At 67.3% G+C, this 16,486-nt stretch carries 18 protein-coding genes; 15 read left to right on the forward strand and 3 right to left on the reverse strand.

Features of this window, described 5'->3' with window-relative positions; genetic code table 11:
- Nucleotide 1 precedes the first annotated feature (1 nt).
- The 10 genes from PFX90_RS00625 to PFX90_RS00670 all read left to right on the forward strand — a co-directional run bounded on the left by PFX90_RS00625 (nucleotide 2) and on the right by PFX90_RS00670 (nucleotide 8,525).
- Complete coding sequence (locus tag PFX90_RS00625) at nucleotides 2-550, forward strand: glycine-rich domain-containing protein (RefSeq protein WP_285709312.1); 549 nt, start codon at nucleotides 2-4, stop codon at nucleotides 548-550.
- Entirely contained in the window at nucleotides 550-1,383 is an 834-nt protein-coding gene (locus PFX90_RS00630; protein WP_285709315.1) for a TIGR04222 domain-containing membrane protein, read from the forward strand. Before PFX90_RS00625 ends, PFX90_RS00630 begins: the two co-directional genes overlap by 1 nt.
- 22 nt (nucleotides 1,384-1,405) lie before the next feature.
- The gene (locus PFX90_RS00635) at nucleotides 1,406-2,365 is read left to right on the forward strand and encodes a carbon-nitrogen hydrolase family protein (RefSeq protein WP_285709319.1); all 960 of its coding nucleotides are present in this window, start codon (nucleotides 1,406-1,408) and stop codon (nucleotides 2,363-2,365) included.
- Nucleotides 2,362-2,700: a hypothetical protein gene (locus PFX90_RS00640; protein WP_285709322.1), complete on the forward strand. Its 339-nt coding sequence runs from the start codon at nucleotides 2,362-2,364 to the stop codon at nucleotides 2,698-2,700. The genes PFX90_RS00635 and PFX90_RS00640 overlap by 4 nt, the downstream gene beginning before the upstream one ends.
- Nucleotides 2,701-3,444 (forward strand): tRNA (guanosine(37)-N1)-methyltransferase TrmD, encoded by a 744-nt coding sequence (gene trmD, locus PFX90_RS00645; protein ID WP_285709325.1) that lies wholly within the window; start codon nucleotides 2,701-2,703, stop codon nucleotides 3,442-3,444. It begins immediately after the preceding gene.
- Nucleotides 3,441-3,809: a 50S ribosomal protein L19 gene (gene rplS / locus PFX90_RS00650; protein WP_017665507.1), complete on the forward strand. Its 369-nt coding sequence runs from the start codon at nucleotides 3,441-3,443 to the stop codon at nucleotides 3,807-3,809. The genes trmD and rplS overlap by 4 nt, the downstream gene beginning before the upstream one ends.
- A gap of 144 nt (nucleotides 3,810-3,953) precedes the next feature.
- Nucleotides 3,954-6,236: a S9 family peptidase gene (locus tag PFX90_RS00655; RefSeq protein WP_285709331.1), complete on the forward strand. Its 2,283-nt coding sequence runs from the start codon at nucleotides 3,954-3,956 to the stop codon at nucleotides 6,234-6,236.
- An 86-nt stretch (nucleotides 6,237-6,322) separates the two neighbouring features.
- A complete protein-coding gene (locus tag PFX90_RS00660) occupies nucleotides 6,323-7,348 on the forward strand; it encodes an aspartate-semialdehyde dehydrogenase (protein ID WP_285709335.1) in 1,026 nt (341 codons plus the stop codon).
- A 41-nt stretch (nucleotides 7,349-7,389) separates the two neighbouring features.
- On the forward strand, nucleotides 7,390-7,965 hold the full coding sequence (locus PFX90_RS00665) for a DUF2238 domain-containing protein (protein ID WP_285709337.1): 576 nt from the start codon (nucleotides 7,390-7,392) through the stop codon (nucleotides 7,963-7,965).
- The gene (locus PFX90_RS00670) at nucleotides 7,962-8,525 is read left to right on the forward strand and encodes an aspartate-semialdehyde dehydrogenase (protein ID WP_285709340.1); all 564 of its coding nucleotides are present in this window, start codon (nucleotides 7,962-7,964) and stop codon (nucleotides 8,523-8,525) included. The genes PFX90_RS00665 and PFX90_RS00670 overlap by 4 nt, the downstream gene beginning before the upstream one ends.
- On the opposite strand, the gene PFX90_RS00675 is transcribed toward PFX90_RS00670, so the two are convergent.
- Genes PFX90_RS00675 through PFX90_RS00685 form a run of 3 tightly spaced genes read right to left on the reverse strand, consistent with a single transcriptional unit; the run spans nucleotide 8,526 to nucleotide 11,632 of the window.
- A complete protein-coding gene (locus PFX90_RS00675) occupies nucleotides 8,526-10,112 on the reverse strand; it encodes a DHA2 family efflux MFS transporter permease subunit (RefSeq protein ID WP_285709342.1) in 1,587 nt (528 codons plus the stop codon).
- Nucleotide 10,113: 1 nt separating this feature from the next.
- Nucleotides 10,114-11,190, reverse strand: coding sequence for an HlyD family secretion protein (locus PFX90_RS00680; RefSeq protein WP_285709344.1), 1,077 nt, complete (start codon nucleotides 11,188-11,190; stop codon nucleotides 10,114-10,116).
- Nucleotides 11,183-11,632 carry a MarR family winged helix-turn-helix transcriptional regulator gene (locus PFX90_RS00685; protein ID WP_285709346.1) on the reverse strand — a complete coding sequence of 150 codons (450 nt, stop codon included), beginning with the start codon at nucleotides 11,630-11,632 and terminating at the stop codon, nucleotides 11,183-11,185. The genes PFX90_RS00680 and PFX90_RS00685 overlap by 8 nt, the downstream gene beginning before the upstream one ends.
- Before the next feature lie 78 nt (nucleotides 11,633-11,710).
- On the opposite strand from PFX90_RS00685, the gene PFX90_RS00690 reads away from it, so the two are divergent.
- The 5 genes from PFX90_RS00690 (at nucleotide 11,711) to rimK (ending at nucleotide 16,463) form a co-directional block, all read left to right on the forward strand.
- Nucleotides 11,711-12,367: a 2-hydroxychromene-2-carboxylate isomerase gene (locus PFX90_RS00690; protein WP_285709348.1), complete on the forward strand. Its 657-nt coding sequence runs from the start codon at nucleotides 11,711-11,713 to the stop codon at nucleotides 12,365-12,367.
- Entirely contained in the window at nucleotides 12,357-13,112 is a 756-nt protein-coding gene (locus PFX90_RS00695; protein WP_285709350.1) for an alpha/beta fold hydrolase, read from the forward strand. The genes PFX90_RS00690 and PFX90_RS00695 overlap by 11 nt, the downstream gene beginning before the upstream one ends.
- A gap of 63 nt (nucleotides 13,113-13,175) precedes the next feature.
- Nucleotides 13,176-15,041 carry a M2 family metallopeptidase gene (locus tag PFX90_RS00700; protein WP_285709351.1) on the forward strand — a complete coding sequence of 622 codons (1,866 nt, stop codon included), beginning with the start codon at nucleotides 13,176-13,178 and terminating at the stop codon, nucleotides 15,039-15,041.
- A 24-nt stretch (nucleotides 15,042-15,065) separates the two neighbouring features.
- Nucleotides 15,066-15,536 carry an ATP-dependent zinc protease family protein gene (locus PFX90_RS00705; RefSeq protein WP_285709353.1) on the forward strand — a complete coding sequence of 157 codons (471 nt, stop codon included), beginning with the start codon at nucleotides 15,066-15,068 and terminating at the stop codon, nucleotides 15,534-15,536.
- A 24-nt stretch (nucleotides 15,537-15,560) separates the two neighbouring features.
- On the forward strand, nucleotides 15,561-16,463 hold the full coding sequence (gene rimK / locus PFX90_RS00710) for a 30S ribosomal protein S6--L-glutamate ligase (RefSeq protein WP_285709355.1): 903 nt from the start codon (nucleotides 15,561-15,563) through the stop codon (nucleotides 16,461-16,463).
- The last annotated feature ends 23 nt before the right edge of the window (nucleotides 16,464-16,486 follow it).

Raw genomic sequence — 16,486 nt, forward strand, 5'->3', positions numbered from 1 at the left:
CGTGAGTTCGCCCTTCGACGAGACTCTCTGGCAGCGTATCGCCGACCACCACATCGGCCCGGCGGACGCATCGCTCTCCTTCACCGCCCGCCTCGCCCGCGAGAACCGCTGGAGCTCCGCCCACGCCGAGCGCGTGATCGGCGAGTACAAGCGCTTCTGCTATCTCGCGATGACCGCCGGCCACGAGGTGACCCCGTCCGACGCGGTCGATCAGGCCTGGCACCTCCACCTCACCTACAGCCGCGATTACTGGCAGAGCTTCTGCCCCCGCGTGCTCGGGCGCGATCTTCACCATGGTCCGACGGCGGGCGGCACGGTGGAGCGCGACCGCTATTACCGCCAATATGCCGCAACCCTCGCCGCCTACGAGAGCGCCTTCGGCCACGCGCCCCCCGCCGACATCTGGCCGGGCGCGCATCGGCGTTTTGCCGTCGACCCGCGGGGAGTGCGCGTTAACCTTTGGCATGATATTGTTCTCAAACGCCGGGTCGCGCTGGCACTGGCCCTCTTCCTTGTCGCGGGGGGATGGCTTGCGGGAAGGATAATCTGATGGAGCTGTTCTCGTCCTGGACGGGCAGCGATTTCCTGCTGTTCTACAGCGTCTTGCTGGTCTTTGCCGGCATCAGCGCGTGGCGGATGCCCGGCCTTCTGCGCGAACCCGGTCGCCGCGCCAGCCTCACCGACTGCGACAGTATTGCCGTGCTCGCCGGCGGGCCATCGCGGCTCGCCGATTCGGCGCTGGCCGAGCTCTATGTCCACGGCGGTCTGGTGGGCGGCACGAAGGGCAAGCTTGCCGTGACCCGCTGCGATGCGGCGGTCTCGCCTGCGGCAAAGGCGCTGCTGGGCGCGGGCGAACAACTCTCGCGCGCCGATGCGAAGAAGGCGCTCGACGCCCATGCCGATATGGTCGCGGCGCGCCTCCAGCGCGCGGGGCTGCTGATGCGTGATGCCGATTACACGCGGCTGCGCTGGCTTTCGGTGACCCCCTTTGCCGCGCTGTTCCTGCTCGGGCTCTACCGCGAGCGGGCGGGCGATGCGATGGGGGAGCCGACCGGCTTTCTGGTGTTCCTGCTGATCGTGACCTTCGCGCTCGCGCTGATCCGCTTCGTCACCGTCGACCCGCGCACGCAGGCCGGGATCGATGCGCTACGCGATCTGTGCGAGAAGAACGACCGCTCCTCGCGCGCGCCCATGCCGGACGAGGCGGCGATGGCGGTCGCGCTGTTCGGGACCACGGTGCTGATCGGCACCCCGTGGGAGCCGGTCCACGCGCTGCGCAATACCCAGGGCGATGGCGGGGGAGGTTGCGGCGGCGGCGACAGCAGCAGCGGCGACGGCGGATCGGGCTGCGGCGGGGGCGGCTGCGGCGGTTGCGGAGGCTAGTCCCCGCGCGTAAGTGGCGGGCATGACCAAGCTTCCTGTCGCCGTTGTCCAGGCCGCGCCTGTCCCGCTCGATTTCCAGGGCGGGATCGACAAGGCCGTGGCCCTCGCCCGCGCGGCGGTGGAGAGCGGCGCGAAGGTGGTCGCTTTCGGAGAAACCTTTCTGGGCGGCTATCCGCTGTGGCTCGACGAGGCCCCGGGAGCGGCGCTGTGGGATCATCCGGGGAGCAAGGCGCTGCACCGGATCATGCTCGAGCAGGCGGTGGTGCCGGGTGACGAGCGGCTCTTGCCCTTGCAGGAACTGGCCGACGCGAGCGGGGCGGTGATCTCCATCGGCGCGCATGAACGGGTGCGGCGGAGCCTCGTCAATAATCAGCTGACTTTTCGCCCCGGCCTGCCGGTGCTCGATCACCGCAAACTGGTGCCGACCCACGGGGAGCGCCTGATCTGGGCGCGCGGCGACGGCTCGACACTGGGGGTGCATCAGGCGGAATGGGGCCGGATCGGCACGCTGATTTGCTGGGAGCACTGGATGCCCTTGGCGCGCGCGGCGATGCACAATTTGGGCGAGGATGTGCACATCGCCGCCTGGCCGACGGTGCGCGAGAGCCACCAGATTGCCTCAAGGCACTATGCGATGGAAGGGCGCTGCTTCGTGCTGGCGGCGGGGCTGGTGCAGACGCGGGACGATCTGTTCGACGGGCTGGCGCGGGTGGGCGGTGACGGCGCGGCGCGCGAATTGTTCGAAGCGATCCCCGCCGAAGTCCTAAACCGTGGCGGCTCGCTGATTGCCGCCCCCGACACCCGTGTGATCGCGCAGGCGGGCGAGGGGGAGGAGACGCTCTTCGCCGAACTTGACCTTGCAGAAGTGTCCGAGGGGCTGACGAACCTCGATACCGACGGGCATTATGCGCGGCCGGATGTGTTCGAGCTGACGGTGGATACGCGGGCGAAGGACGGGGTGACGTGGGGGCGTAATCAATGATTTTGGTCGTCTTAATGTCGCTCGCGATCACGTTGACCATTCTTGTTGCGACGAAGCGGCTGCTTCCGCGCATTCCAAACTGGCTGACCATCGCCTTTTTGGTGATCGTGCTTCCCGGCCTTTACGTGATCTACTCGATTTACCAGAGCTTGGTAGAAATCGGGAAGTATGAAGCGATAAACGGCGCGGCCCCGCCCAACGCGGTTGAGGCCTTTTCTGATTCGGTGAACGAGGCTGTGCTGGGAGGAGCGGTTTGGGCAGTTCTGGCGCTTGCGGTATCGCTGATCATGATTAAGCGCAGGCCAGCAAAACCCGATCCATCCGTGTTCGACTGAATGACCTTCGCCGCCACCATCCTCACGCTCTACCCGGAGATGTTCCCCGGGCCGCTCGGGCATTCGATCGCGGGGCGCGCGCTGGCCGAGGCCAAGTGGGCCTGCGAGACGGTGCAGATCCGCGACTTCGCCACCGACAAGCACCGCACCGTCGACGATACCCCCGCGGGCGGCGGGGCGGGAATGGTGCTGAAGTGCGATGTGCTGGCGCGGGCGCTCGACAGTGCTCCGGTCGCCGGACGCCCCACCCTCGCCATGACCCCGCGCGGGAAACCCATCACGCAAGCGCGCATCCGCGAACTCGCGGCAGGCCCCGGCGTCGTCATCCTGTGTGGCCGCTTCGAGGGGTTCGACGAGCGTCTGTTCGAGGCCCGCCCCCAGATCGAGCAGGTCTCCCTTGCCGACATCGTCCTCTCCGGCGGCGAGATGGCGGCGCTCACCCTCCTTGACGCTTGCATTCGCCTCATTCCCGGCGTAATGGGCGCGACCTCCAGCGGGGAGGAGGAGTCGTACGAAAACGGCCTCCTCGAATACCCGCACTACACCCGACCTGTTGAATGGGAAGGGCGCATGATCCCCGAAGTGCTGCGATCGGGGGATCATGCGAAGATCGCGGCGTGGCGCAAGCTGCAAAGCGAGAACGACACACGGTCACGCAGGCCGGACTTGTGGGAGCGCCATGAGGGCGCTCGGGTCCAGTCTGCCTCTGGCGCGCGGCGCAAAACCAAGGAACCGGACCAGTGAACCTGATCCAGCAGATTGAAGCCGAAGAAATCGCCAAGTCCGGCAAGGACATCCCCGAATTCCGCGCAGGCGACACCGTCCGCGTCGGCGTGAAGGTGAAGGAAGGCAACCGCGAGCGTATCCAGGCCTATGAAGGCGTCGTGATCGCCCGCTCGAACCGCGGCATGGGTTCGAACTTCACCGTGCGCAAGATGAGCTTCGGCGAAGGCGTCGAGCGCGTCTTCCCGCTCTACTCGCCGATCGTCGAGAGCATCACCGTGGTCCGCCGCGGCGTGGTGCGTCGCGCCAAGCTCTATTACCTGCGCGGCCGCACCGGCAAGAGCGCGCGTATCGTCGAGCGCAAGGCCTCCGCGCCCAAGGCGTAAGGCTCTTCGGCCAGCGAATTGCGAAGGGCGGCTCCGCAAGGGGCCGCCCTTTTCGTTTGCGCCTCTTGCCAAGCATCGTCGTCATTGCGAGGAGCATTGGCGCGCTGCCCTTCCGGCGGTGTGCAATGACGAGGTGAGCTTTGGATGCGTTCGGTTCTTGCTGCGGTTGCTCTTGGTCTTTCAACCTGTCTGACTACGCCGGCGCTGGCGGAGACGACCACAATGGCTGAAGTTGCCCCCACCCTCAGCTTCGAACGCGTCTTCGCCTCCCCCGGTCTCGATGGCCCCGTGCCGCGCCAGGTGAAGTTGTCGCCCGACGGGCGCTATCTCACCCTGCTGCGTAACCGCGCCGATGATCGCGACCGCTACGACCTGTGGGGCTACGACATCGAGACCCGCGAATGGCGGATGCTGGTGGACTCCGAAAAGCTCGGCAGCGGGCGCGAACTGTCCGAAGACGAAAAGATGCAACGCGAGCGCGCGCGGGTCGGCAGCCTCAAGGGCATCATCGCCTACCAGTGGGCGAGCGACGGCGCGGGCGTGCTGGTGCCGCTCGATGGCGACCTGTTTCTGGCGAAGCTCGACGGCACGGTCACCCGCCTGACCGATACCGAGGGCACCGAGCTGAACCCCGGCCTCTCGCCCAAGGCCGCCTATGTCAGCTTCGTGCGCGACCGGCGGCTGTGGGTCGGGCCGGTGGGCGGGGAAGCGCAACCCATCACCCCCGCAGGCGAGGCCGAGACGATCCGCTGGGGCGAGGCCGAATTCGTCGCGCAGGAGGAAATGGCGCGCCTGCAAGGCTATTGGTGGAGCCCCGACGACAAGCGCATCGTCGTCCAGCGCACCGACGAGGGAGCGGTCGGCGTCGTCACCCGCGCGGCGATCGGGGCGAAGGGCACCAAGGTGTTCGACCAGCGCTATCCCGCCGCGGGCACCGACAACGCCGTGGTCGAGCTGTTCGTGATGAACCCCGATGGCTCGGGGCAGGTGAAGGTCGACCTCGGCGCCAATCTCGACATCTACGTCGCCCGCGTCGACTGGGCGCCGGATGCCTCGGCGATCTACGTCCAGCGGCAGGATCGCGCACAAACCAGGATCGACATGCTGGTAGTCGATCCTGCCACGGGCACTTCGCGCGTGCTGTTCACCGAAGCCGCCGCGCGGTCCGATTACTGGGTGAACCTCTCGGACAACTACCGCTTCCTCAAGGACGGCAGCCTGCTGTGGTGGTCCGAACGGGACGGCTACGGGCATTTCTACCGGGGTGCCTTCAAGCCGCTGGACACGCATGACGGTCAGACACCCTTCACGGGATGGCAGTGGCAGCAGCTCACCCGCGGCACCTCGCCCACCACCAGCCTTGTCGGGGTCGACGAGGCGGCGGGCACTTTCACCTATCAGGCGTCGGCCGATGTGCTGACCCAGCAGATCTATCGCGCCAAGCTCGATGGCACCGGCGAGCCCGAGCTGCTCACCGACCCCGCTTTCACCAATTCTGCGAGCATGGATGGGGCAGGGCGGCTGCTCTACGTCTCGCGCTCGGGCCCGAACCAGCCGCCGCAGTCCTATCTCGCCATGCCCGATGGCAAGCAGGTCGCGTGGATCGAGGAGAACCGGGTCGAGGGCGATCACCCCTACGCGCCCTTCCTCGCCAGCCATGTCACCCCCGAATTCGGCACCATCGCTGCCGAGGACGGGACGCCGCTCCACTGGATGATGCTCAAGCCCAGGATGGAGAAGGGCAAGCGCTATCCGGTCTTCTTCCAGCACTATGGCGGGCCGGGTCCGCAGATGGTGACCAAGGGCTGGGGCGGGGCGCTCGCGCAGGCGGTGGTCGACAGGGGCTACATCTTCTTCCAGCTCGACAATCGCGGATCGGCCAACCGGGGCGTTGACTTCGAACAGCCGATCTATCGCGCCATGGGCGGCGTCGAGGTGCGCGACCAGAAGGCGGGCGCGGAGTGGCTGAAGAGCCTCGACTTCGTCGACCCGGCCAAGATCGCCACCTATGGCTGGTCCTACGGCGGCTACATGACGCTGAAGATGCTCGAGGCCGATCCGGGCCTATATGCCGCAGGCATCTCGGGCGCGCCGGTGACGCGGTGGGAGCTGTATGACACCCACTACACCGAACGCTACATGGGCGATCCCCGCGAGGTGCCCGAGGCTTACGAGAAAGCCAGCGCCATCCCCGACGCGACCAGGATCGCCGATCCCCTGCTGCTGATCCACGGCATGGCCGACGACAACGTGATCTTCGAGAATTCCTCGGAACTCATCAGCGTCCTGCAGGAGAGCAACACCCCCTTCGAGATGATGCTCTACCCCGGCTACACCCACCGCGTCTCCGGCCCGAAGATCGGCCCGCATGTGTGGAACGCCATCTTCCGCTTCCTCGAGGCGCACGGGGTGACGCCGCCGAAGTAGGAATAGGTCTGCGCAAAGACGAATGATGTTGCGCATGCCGCAACGCACGCTATCTCGCGGCTGCGAAATCACAGGAGAATGCGCAAGTGGGTTACCGGGTGGCAGTGGTCGGCGCGACCGGCAATGTCGGGCGCGAGATGATGCAGGTCTTGGCCGAACGCGAGTTTCCGTGCGACGAGGTCGCCGCGGTCGCCTCGCCGCGCTCCACGGGCAGCGAAGTCGAGTTCGGCGACACCGGCAAGATGCTCAAGTGCAGGAACATTGAGCATTTCGACTTCGCCGGATGGGACATCGCCCTCTTCGCCGCAGGCTCGGGCCCGGCCAAGGAATATGCCCCCAAGGCAGCCGCTGCCGGGTGCATCGTGATCGACAACTCGTCGCTCTACCGCATGGACCCGGACGTGCCGCTGGTCGTTCCGGAAGTGAACCCCGACGCGATCGACGGCTACACCGCGAAGAACATCATCGCCAATCCCAACTGCTCGACCGCGCAGCTGGTAGTGGCGCTGAAACCGCTGCACGATGCCGCGACGATCAAGCGCGTGGTGGTCTCGACCTACCAGTCGGTCTCGGGCGCGGGCAAGGCGGGGATGGACGAGCTCTTCACCCAGAGCCGCGCAATCTTCGTCGGCGATCCCGTGGAGCCGCAGAAGTTCACCAAGCAGATCGCCTTCAACGTCATCCCCCACATCGACAGCTTCCTCGACGACGGGTCGACCAAGGAAGAATGGAAGATGGTGGTCGAGACCAAGAAGATCCTCGATCCCCGCATCAAGTTGAACGCCACCTGCGTGCGCGTGCCGGTGTTCGTCGGCCACTCCGAAGCGGTCAACATCGAGTTCGAGAACGAACTCAGCGCCGAAGCCGCGATGGACATCCTGCGCGAAGCCCCCGGCGTGATGCTGATCGATAAGCGCGAGGATGGCGGCTACATCACCCCCGTCGAATGCGTCGGCGATGCGGCGACCTTCGTCAGCCGGGTGCGCGAGGACCCGACCGTGGAGAACGGGCTCACCATGTGGGTGGTCTCGGATAACCTGAGGAAGGGCGCGGCCCTGAACGCGGTGCAGATCGCCGAACTGCTGGGCCGCCGCCACTTGAAGAAGGGCTGAGCGGCGCGCCCATGCCGCGGCTGGCGAAAGCGCAAGGCTGGATGCTGGCAGCGGTGGCGCTGGGCATTCCGCTGAGTGCGTTGGGTGCGCTTTATCCCTCCAACACCTGGCTTCAGGTCGGCCCCGTCGCGGCGGGGCTGCCCTTCGCCTGGCGCGCACTGGCCCGCGCGCCGATCAGCAATGCCTCGGCCGCCAGCATCGCCGCCTTTGTGCTGCTGCACCTCGTTGCCGCCCGCTGGTCCTACAGCTTCGTGCCCTATGATGCATGGGTTCCGGCGCTGGCCACCGAGCGCAATCACTTCGACCGTCTCGTCCACTTCGCCTTCGGCGCGCTGGCGATGGCGCCGATGGTCGAGAGCGGGGTGCGCTACTGGGGGCTGTCGTCGCGTATGGCGCTGGTGTTCGCGATCACCTTCGTGCTCGCGGTGGGCGGGCTTTACGAAATTTTCGAATGGAGCCTGACGCTCGCGCTCGCGCCGGAAGACGCGGGAGCTTACAACGGCGAGCAGGGCGACATGTTTGACGCGCAGAAGGATATGGCGCTAGCTGGGCTCGGTGCCGTGCTGGTCGCTCCGCTCGTGCGGGGCGCGCGCTGGTGGAAAGGGAATTCGCAATGATCAAGCTCCGGGTTTTCCTCGCGCTCGCGGGCGCTCTGGCACTGGCGGCTTGCGATAGCGGCGCTGCGCCCGATGCTGACGCAACCGGGGCGGGCGAGGCCCCGGTGGCCGCCAACGCGGTGACCTTGCGCGGCGACGGGCTCAGCGCGGGCGCGGAAAGCTTCTTCTTCGCTGCCGGGCAGAGCGAGGTCGAGGCCGCGCTCGCCAAGGCGCTGGGCCCGCAGCTGCGCAGCGGCGAGAACCCCGAATGCGGGGCGGGCAAGATGGCCTTCACTGACTATGCCGGCGGGCTCACCGCCCATTTCCAGGAGGGCAAGCTGGTGGGATGGAACTGGCACCTGCCGCAGGATGGCGACAAGGCCGCGAGCGGCACCGTCAGCCTTGCGGGCACGGTCCAACTTGGTGCTCCGCGCGCGGCGGTCGAGGCCGCGCCCGGCTTTGCCAAGGTCGAAGGCAGCACGCTTGGCGAGGAATTCAGGCTGGGCGAAACGCTGGGCGGTTTCATCACCGGGGACCGGGTGGAGATGCTCCATGCCGGAACCCAGTGCTTCTTCCGCTGATCATTCCGACAGCACCACCGGCCCGGCAGGTCGCGCGTTCTTCCTCATCAGCAGCGCCAGCGGCGCGGCGGCGAGCGTGATCCACATCATCAGCCAGAAATCGTCGACATAAGCGATCATCGCCGCCTGGCGGTTCACCTCGGCGTCCATTAGCGTGATCGCGGTGTCGCCCAGCGCCTGGAAGCGGTCGGTCGCCGAGAAGTCGACGAGGCTCCCGGTCGCGGCGGTGATGTTGGCGCCGAGGTCGGCGTGGCTGGTCTGGATGTTGCGCGCGAGCAGCACGGTCATCCACGCGATCCCTGCCGATGCGCCCAGCGAGCGGAACAGGTTGAGCAGGCTCGACCCGTCGGTGCGCAGAGCGGGGCTGAGGGTGGCGAAGGCGCTCACCTGCAAGGGTATGAAGACGAGCCCCATGCCGAGCCCCTGCAACAACCCGCTGACGATCACGTGCATTTCGTCGACCGCGAGCGACCAGTGCGCCATCTGCCACAGCGAGACCGCGCAGATCAGGAAGCCGCTCGCCACAACGGGGCGCGCATCGACCCCGCGGCGCATCAGCAGGCCCGAGACCTGCATTGAGACCAGAATGCCCACCCCGCGCGGCATCAGCACGATGCCGGTGTCGATCACCCCGTAGCCGAACAGGTTCTGGAGCATCGGCGGCAGCAGCGCCATCACCGCGAACATCACGATCCCGATCACGATCATGAAGGCGAGCGCGATGGCGAAGTTGCGGTCGGCGAAGAGCTTGCGCTCGAACATCGGCGCGCGCGCGGTGGCGAAGTGGATCACCACCATCCACGTCGCCGAGAGGGTGAGCAGCAGGTAGATCCAGATTTCTCCCGAGGCGAGCCAGTCTTCCTGCTGCCCGCGGTCGAGCAGCAGCTGGAACGCGGCGAGCGCGACGGCGAGCAGCATGAAGCCCGCAAGGTCGAAGCGGCGCTCGCGCTTGGGCCGCTTGGGCAAGTAGGCGATCAGGATCGCCAGCGAGCCGAGGCCCACCGGCAGGTTCACGAAGAACACCCAGCGCCAGTTGGCGGTCTCGGTCAGCCAGCCGCCGAGGATGGGGCCGAGGATCGGGCCGATCATGATTCCCATCCCCCACACCGCCATGATCTGCGGATGGCGCGAGGGGCGGGTGGCATCGAGCATGAAGGACTGGCTGAGCGGCGCAATGAACGCCCCGGCCACGCCCTGAAGCGCGCGGAAGGCGACCATCTCCTCGAGGTTCTGGGCGATCCCGCACAGCATCGAGGCGAGGATGAACCCGGCGACCGAGCCGATGAACAAGAGCCGAGCACCGATCCGGTCGGCGAGCCACCCGGTCAGCGGCAGCGCGACCGCCGAGGCGATGATGTAGCTCGTCAGCACCCAGGTCACAGTATCGACCGTCGCCCCGAGCGAGGATTGCATGTGGGGGAGGGCGACATTGGCGATGGTGGTGTCGAGGATCTGGAGCAGCGAGGCTGCCATCACGCCGACGATCATCAGCGGATAGTTGCGGCTTTCCAGCTCGGCGACATCCGGCCGCGGCGCGGCGGGCGGGGCGGGGCGCTCGCCCGCGGCAGGCGCGGCGGCGCTTGCCATGTCAGCGCTGCTTGCCCTCGTCGGTGAACACCGTCACCTCGGTCGAGAGCCCGGCGATCAACCGGCGCGGGCTCTGGCCCTCGATCGCGATGCGCACCGGCACGCGCTGGGTGACCTTGACCCAGTTGCCGGTCGCGTTCTGTGCCGGGAGCACCGAGAATTCCGCCCCTGTGCCCGCACCGATGCTGGCAACCCGGCCCTTCAGGACGAGATCGGGATAGGCATCGAAGCGGATCTCGGCGCGCTGCCCCACGGCCATGTCGGCAAGGTCGGTCTCCTTGAAATTCGCCTCGATATAGGTCGAATTGGATCGAACCAGCGTCAGCACCGGCAGGTTGGGGACGACCTGCTGGCCAACCTGCAAGCGGTCGGCCTGCGCGATGCGGCCGGCAGCGGGGCTTCGCACTTCGGTGCGGCGCAGCGAGAGCTGGGCGGTGGCGCGGCTCGCCTCGGCGGCGGCAACCTGCGGGTTCTTGCCGGGGACCGCCGCGCCGCTCGCAAGCCGCGCGCGGGCCTCGCGCTGGCGGTCCTCGGCCTGGCGCACGCGCTCCTTCGCCTGGATCACCGCCTGCTCGGCCGCCTCGAAATCGGCCTTGGTGGAAAAGCCGCGGTCGCGCAGCGCCTTGACGCGTTCGAACCGCGCCTCGGCAAAGCCGACGTCGCTGCGCGCGGCGGCGATGTCGGTGCCGGTGAGATCGGGGGAATTGCTGAGCGCGATGACATTCGCCTGCGCGCCCGCAATCGCGGCATTGGCCTCGGCGATCTGCAAGCGGAAGGGTTCTGGATCGATCCGGAACAGCAGTTGCCCCGCCTGCACATCGTCGCCGTCCTTGACCAGCACCTCGGCGATCGGCCCGCCGACTTCTGCGCTGACCGAGACCATGTCCTGCTTGATATAGGCATTGTCGGTCGAGACCTTGCCCTGAAGGCTCTGCCAGTAGAGCAAGGCGCCGAGCGCCAGCGCGAGCGGGACGATCAGCATCAGCCCCCAGCGGAGCCACGGGCGGCGCGGCTTGGCGTCGGCGAGCGGGGTCGCGCTGGCGGCGTCAGGCGCGCGGGCGGGATCGGCTTCAGCCATGAAGGGCCTCGGGTTGGGGCTGGCGGGCGGCTGCGAGGTTGGCGGCAATGCGATCAAGCATCGCGGCAAACAGCGCGCGCTCGGCGGGATCGAAGCCTTCTAGCACTTCGCCGAACAAGCCTTCCGCACTCGCACGCAGGCGGGTGACGATGCCGCGGCTCTTGTCGGTGAGATGAAGGATGCGCGCGCGGCGATCAGCCGGGTCGGCCTGGCGTTCGATCCACCCGGCATCCTCCAGCCGGTCGACGATGCGGGTGAGGGTGATCGGCTCGATCTCCAGCCGCTCGGCATAGAAGGCCTGGTTCTGATCCGGGTAGCGCTCGAGCGAGAGCAGCAGCCGCGCCTGCGGGCCGGTCAGGCCGAGGCCGCGCACCCGCTCGTCGAACAGGCGGCGCAGCTGACGCGAATTGTCGGCGAGTCGGTATCCGGTCTCGATGCTCATGCGTGGGCTTATAATAAGTGGGCTTATCATTTTCAAGCAGACTGGCGGCGGGCCGGGAAGCGGGCTAGCAAGGCGAGCATGACGTTACGCGCCGACCTCTTCTTCAGCTTCCGCTCGCCTTTTTCCTACCTCGCCATCGGGCGATACCGGCAGATGTGCGAGGAGTATGACCTCGCGATCGCCCTGCGCACGGTGCTGCCGATCGCGATCCGCGATCCCTCGCTGCTGTTCACCGGCAACCCCAATGTCGGGCGCTACATCTTCATCGACGCCGCGCGCTCGGCGCAGATGCTCGGGCTCCCCTATCGCTGGCCGCGCCCCGATCCGGTGGTGCAGAACCTCGCCACGCGCGAGATCGCGGCCGAGCAGCCCCATATCCACCGCCTGTGCCGCATGGGGCAGGCGGCCGAGCGCGCGGGGCGGGGGCTGGCCTTCGCGCACGAGGTGGCGACGGTGATCTGGTCGGGCACGGTCGATAATTGGCACGAGGGCGATCACCTCGCCGAAGCGGCGGCGCGCGCGGGGCTCGATCACGCGGCGCTCGCAGCCGAGGCGGCTGATGATGCGGCGGCGCTCGACGCGGAGATTGCCGGCAACCAGGCCGCGCTCGAGGCGGCGGGGCACTGGGGCGTGCCGACCTTGGTATTCGAGGGCGAACCCTTCTTCGGGCAGGACCGCATCGCCATGGCCCAGTGGCGGATGGAGCAGAAGGGGCTCGCGCGCCGTGCAGCTTGAACGCTTCGCCAGTTTCGACGGCACCGGGCTTGCGGTCCACACCCACGGAGAGGGCCGCCCGGTGGTGCTGCTCCACGGGCTGTTCTCCTCGTCGCAGATGAACTGGATCAAGTGGGGCCATGCGACCCGGCTTGCCGAGGCAGGGTTCCGGGCGATCATGCTCGATTTCCGGGTGCACGGTGAGAGCGATGCGCCGCGCGACGCCGCCTCCTATACCCCGGGCTTGCTGGTGCGCGATGTCGCTGCGCTGGCCGAGCATTTCGCGCTGGAGCCCGGCACCTTCGACCTCGTCGGCTTCTCATTGGGCGCGCGCACCGCGGTCCACACCGTCGCCCACGGGGTGCTCGAACCGCGCCGCCTCGCCGTCTGCGGCATGGGGGTCGAGGGGCTGGCCGGATGGGCGCGGCGGGCGGATTTCTTCAAGCGAGTGATCGACGAATTCGACACCATCCGCCCCGGCGATCCGGCCTATGCCGCGCGCACCTTCCTGAAGTCCCAGGGCGTCGACCGCACCGCCGCGCGCCTGCTGCTGGACGCGATGGACGATTTCGACCTCGCGATGCTCGCCAACCTCACCATGCCTACCGCGGTGATCTGCGGCGACGAGGACCGCGACAACGGCTCGGCCGAGGATCTCGCCGCGCTGCTGCCCGATGCGCGCTACATCGAAGTCCCCGGCACGCATATGGGCAGCGTGACGAAGCCGGAACTCGGCTCGGCGATTGCGGAGTTCCTCGCGGCTTGATTCCGCGCCCGAGCGGGTTCAAACCCCCCGCCATTGTCACATGACGGACGGGAAACCCTCGCAATGAAATCTGCCGCCCCCCTGCTGAAGGGCGCCGTTGCCGCGCTCGCCATCGCTCTTGCCGCGCCGGCCCTTGCCGATAGCGCCGCGCCCGAAGCCGCTGCCGCCGCCCCCGAAGCGCCCTTTCCGCTGACGCCCGAGGGCGCCGCGCAATTCGTCGCCGCTGCCGAGAAGGACCTGTTCGCCTACTCGGTCGAGGCGTCTCAGGTGAACTGGGTCAACAACACCTACATCACCGAAGACACCGACGCGATGGCCGCGCGGATCAACGCCATCGGCACCGAGAAGAGCGTCGAATACGCGCTGCTCTCGGCCCGCTATGCCGAAGTCCCCGGGCTCTCGGCCGAGCTGAAGCGCAAGCTCGACATCATGCGCAACGGCCTCGTCCTGCCCGCGCCGACCACCCCGGGCGCGGCGAGCGAACTCAGCGAGATCGCGACCCGCCTCAACAGCCAGTACGGCAAGGGCAAGGGCACGCTGAACGGCCAGCCGATCAACGGCAGCGACATCGAGGCCGAGATGGGCAACCCCGCGCGCACGCCCGAGGAATTGAAGGAAATGTGGGTCAGCTGGCACGACAATGTCGGCGCGCCGATGAAGGACGACTACGCCAAGATGGTCGGCATCGCCAACGAAGGCGCGCGCGAGCTGGGCTTCGACAATGTCGGGGCGATGTGGCGTTCGGGCTATGACATGAGCCCGCAGGAATTCACCGCCATGACCGAGCGGTTGTGGGAAGAGACCAAGCCGCTCTACATCGCGCTCCACACCTACGTCCGTGCCAAGCTCAACGAGAAATACGGCGACGCGGTGCAGCCGCGCACCGGCCCGATCCGCGCCGACCTCCTCGGCAATATGTGGGCGCAGGAATGGGGCAATATCTACGAGCTCGTCGCGCCGCCGGGATCGGGCGATGTCGGCTATGACATCGGCGCGCTGCTCGAGGCGCAGGGCAAGGGCCCGCTTGAGATGGTGAAGATCGGCGAGGGCTTCTATTCCTCGCTGGGCTTCGCTCCGCTGCCGGAGACCTTCTACCAGCGCAGCCAGTTCACCAAGCCTGCCGACCGCGAGGTGGTGTGCCACGCCAGCGCGTGGGATATCGACAACAAGGACGATATCCGCATCAAGATGTGCATCAAGGTGAACGCGGGCGACTTCGTCACGATCCACCACGAGCTCGGGCACAACTACTACCAGCGCGCCTACAAGGCGCAGCCCTATCTCTATCTCAACGGCGCCAATGACGGCTTCCACGAGGCGATCGGGGATTTCATCGCGCTGTCGATCACGCCCGAATATCTCGTCCAGATCGGGCTGCTCGACCGCGCCAAGGTGCCGAGCGCCGACAAGGACACCGGCCTGCTGCTGCGTCAGGCGATGGACAAGGTCGCCTTCCTCCCCTTCGGCCTGCTGGTCGACAAGTGGCGCTGGGGCGTGTTCGACGGCTCGATCAGCCCGGCCGAATACAATACCGCATGGGTCGATCTGAAGCGCGACTATCAGGGGATCGTCCCCCCGGCCGACCGCCCGGCGGATGCCTTCGATCCGGGCGGCAAGTATCACATCCCGGGCAACACGCCCTATGCGCGCTACTTCCTCGCGCGCATCCTCCAGTTCCAGTTCTACAAGGCCGCCTGCGATCAGGCCGGCTGGAAGGGCCCGCTCCACCGCTGCTCGTTCTACGGCAACAAGGAGGTCGGCGCGAAGCTCGGCACAATGCTCGAGATGGGCGCGTCCAAGCCCTGGCCCGATGCGCTCGAAGCCTTCACCGGCACCCGCGAGATGAGCGCCAAGCCGATGCTCGAATATTTCGCGCCGCTGATGAAGTGGCTGAAAGAGCAGAACAAGGGCGAGACCGCGGGCTGGTAGGCAGCGCAGGCGGGGGCGCCGGGGGTGGCGAGGCAGGACAGACCGCGCGCAGGCCCGCCTCTCGTCGTGGGCTGGCGCGAGCTGGTGAGCCTGCCCGATCTGGGCCTCACCGGCATCCCCGCCAAAATCGACACCGGCGCGCGCACCTCCTCGCTCCATGCCCGCGAGGTCGAGGAGTTCGAGCGCGGCGGCGAGCGTTTCGTGCGCTTCGCGGTCGACTGGGGCGGGGAGCGGCATTTCTGCGAGGCGATCCATGTCGACGTGCGCGGCATCACCTCGTCCAACGGCGACCAGCAGACCCGCTTTGTCATAAAGACGCCGCTCTCCATCGGTAATCTCACCTTCCGGGCGGAGATCAGCCTGGCGGACAGGTCCCAGATGCAATTTCCCATGCTGATCGGGCGCACCGCGCTCAGAAGGCGGATGGTCGTGGATAGTGGTCATTCGTGGCTGCAATCACCCGCGATTGCGCATATGGGGCGCGTCCGCCGGTAACCTGCCGGTCTTGAAAGGTATTCCATGAAAATCGCGATGCTGGCGCGCAATGCCAACCTCTACTCGCACCGGAGGCTGAAGGAGGCCGCCGAGGCGCGGGGGCACACGCTCGACATCCTCAACACGCTGCGCTGCACGGTGCACATCGCCAGCCATCGCCCGCAGGTGTTCTACAACGGCGCGCCGATTGCCGCCTATGACGCGGTGATCCCGCGCATCGGCGCCTCGATCACCAACTACGGCCTTGCGATCCTGCGGCAGTTCGAGATGGCGGGCATCTGGTCCTTGAACGAGAGCGTCGCGATCGGGCGCAGCCGCGACAAGCTGCGCAGCCTTCAGATCCTCGCCAAGCACGGGCTCGGCCTGCCGCTCACCGCCTATGCCAATGATCCCAAGGCGGCCGAGGAGATCATCAAGGCGGTCAAGGGCCCGCCGGTGGTGATCAAGCTGATCGAGGGCACGCAAGGGATCGGCGTGGTGCTCGCCGAGACCATGAGCAGCGCCAAGTCGGTGATCGAGGCCTTCCGCGGGGCCAACGTCAACATCCTCGTACAGGAGTTCATCAAGGAAGCGGGCGGCACCGACATCCGCGCGCTGGTGGTGGGCGGCAAGGTGGTCGCGGCGATGCAGCGCACCGGCGCTGCGGACGAGTTCCGCTCCAACCTCCACCGCGGCGGCAGCGCCAGGGTGATCAAGATCACCCCAGAGGAGCGCTCGACCGCGGTGCGCGCGGCCAAGCGCATGGGGCTGAACGTGTGCGGGGTCGACATGCTGCGGAGCAATCACGGCCCCGTCATCATGGAGGTCAATTCCTCCCCCGGCCTCGAAGGGATCGAGAGCGCGACGGGCAAGGACATCGCCGGCCAGATCATCGACTTCATCGCCGCCAATGCCGGCGGGACGACCAAGACCAAGGGGCGGGGGTAGGCTTGGCCAAGTGCGTCGCTTCG

Source organism: Erythrobacter oryzae (genome assembly GCF_030271515.1).
In the GTDB taxonomy this organism is placed as follows: domain Bacteria; phylum Pseudomonadota; class Alphaproteobacteria; order Sphingomonadales; family Sphingomonadaceae; genus Erythrobacter; species Erythrobacter oryzae.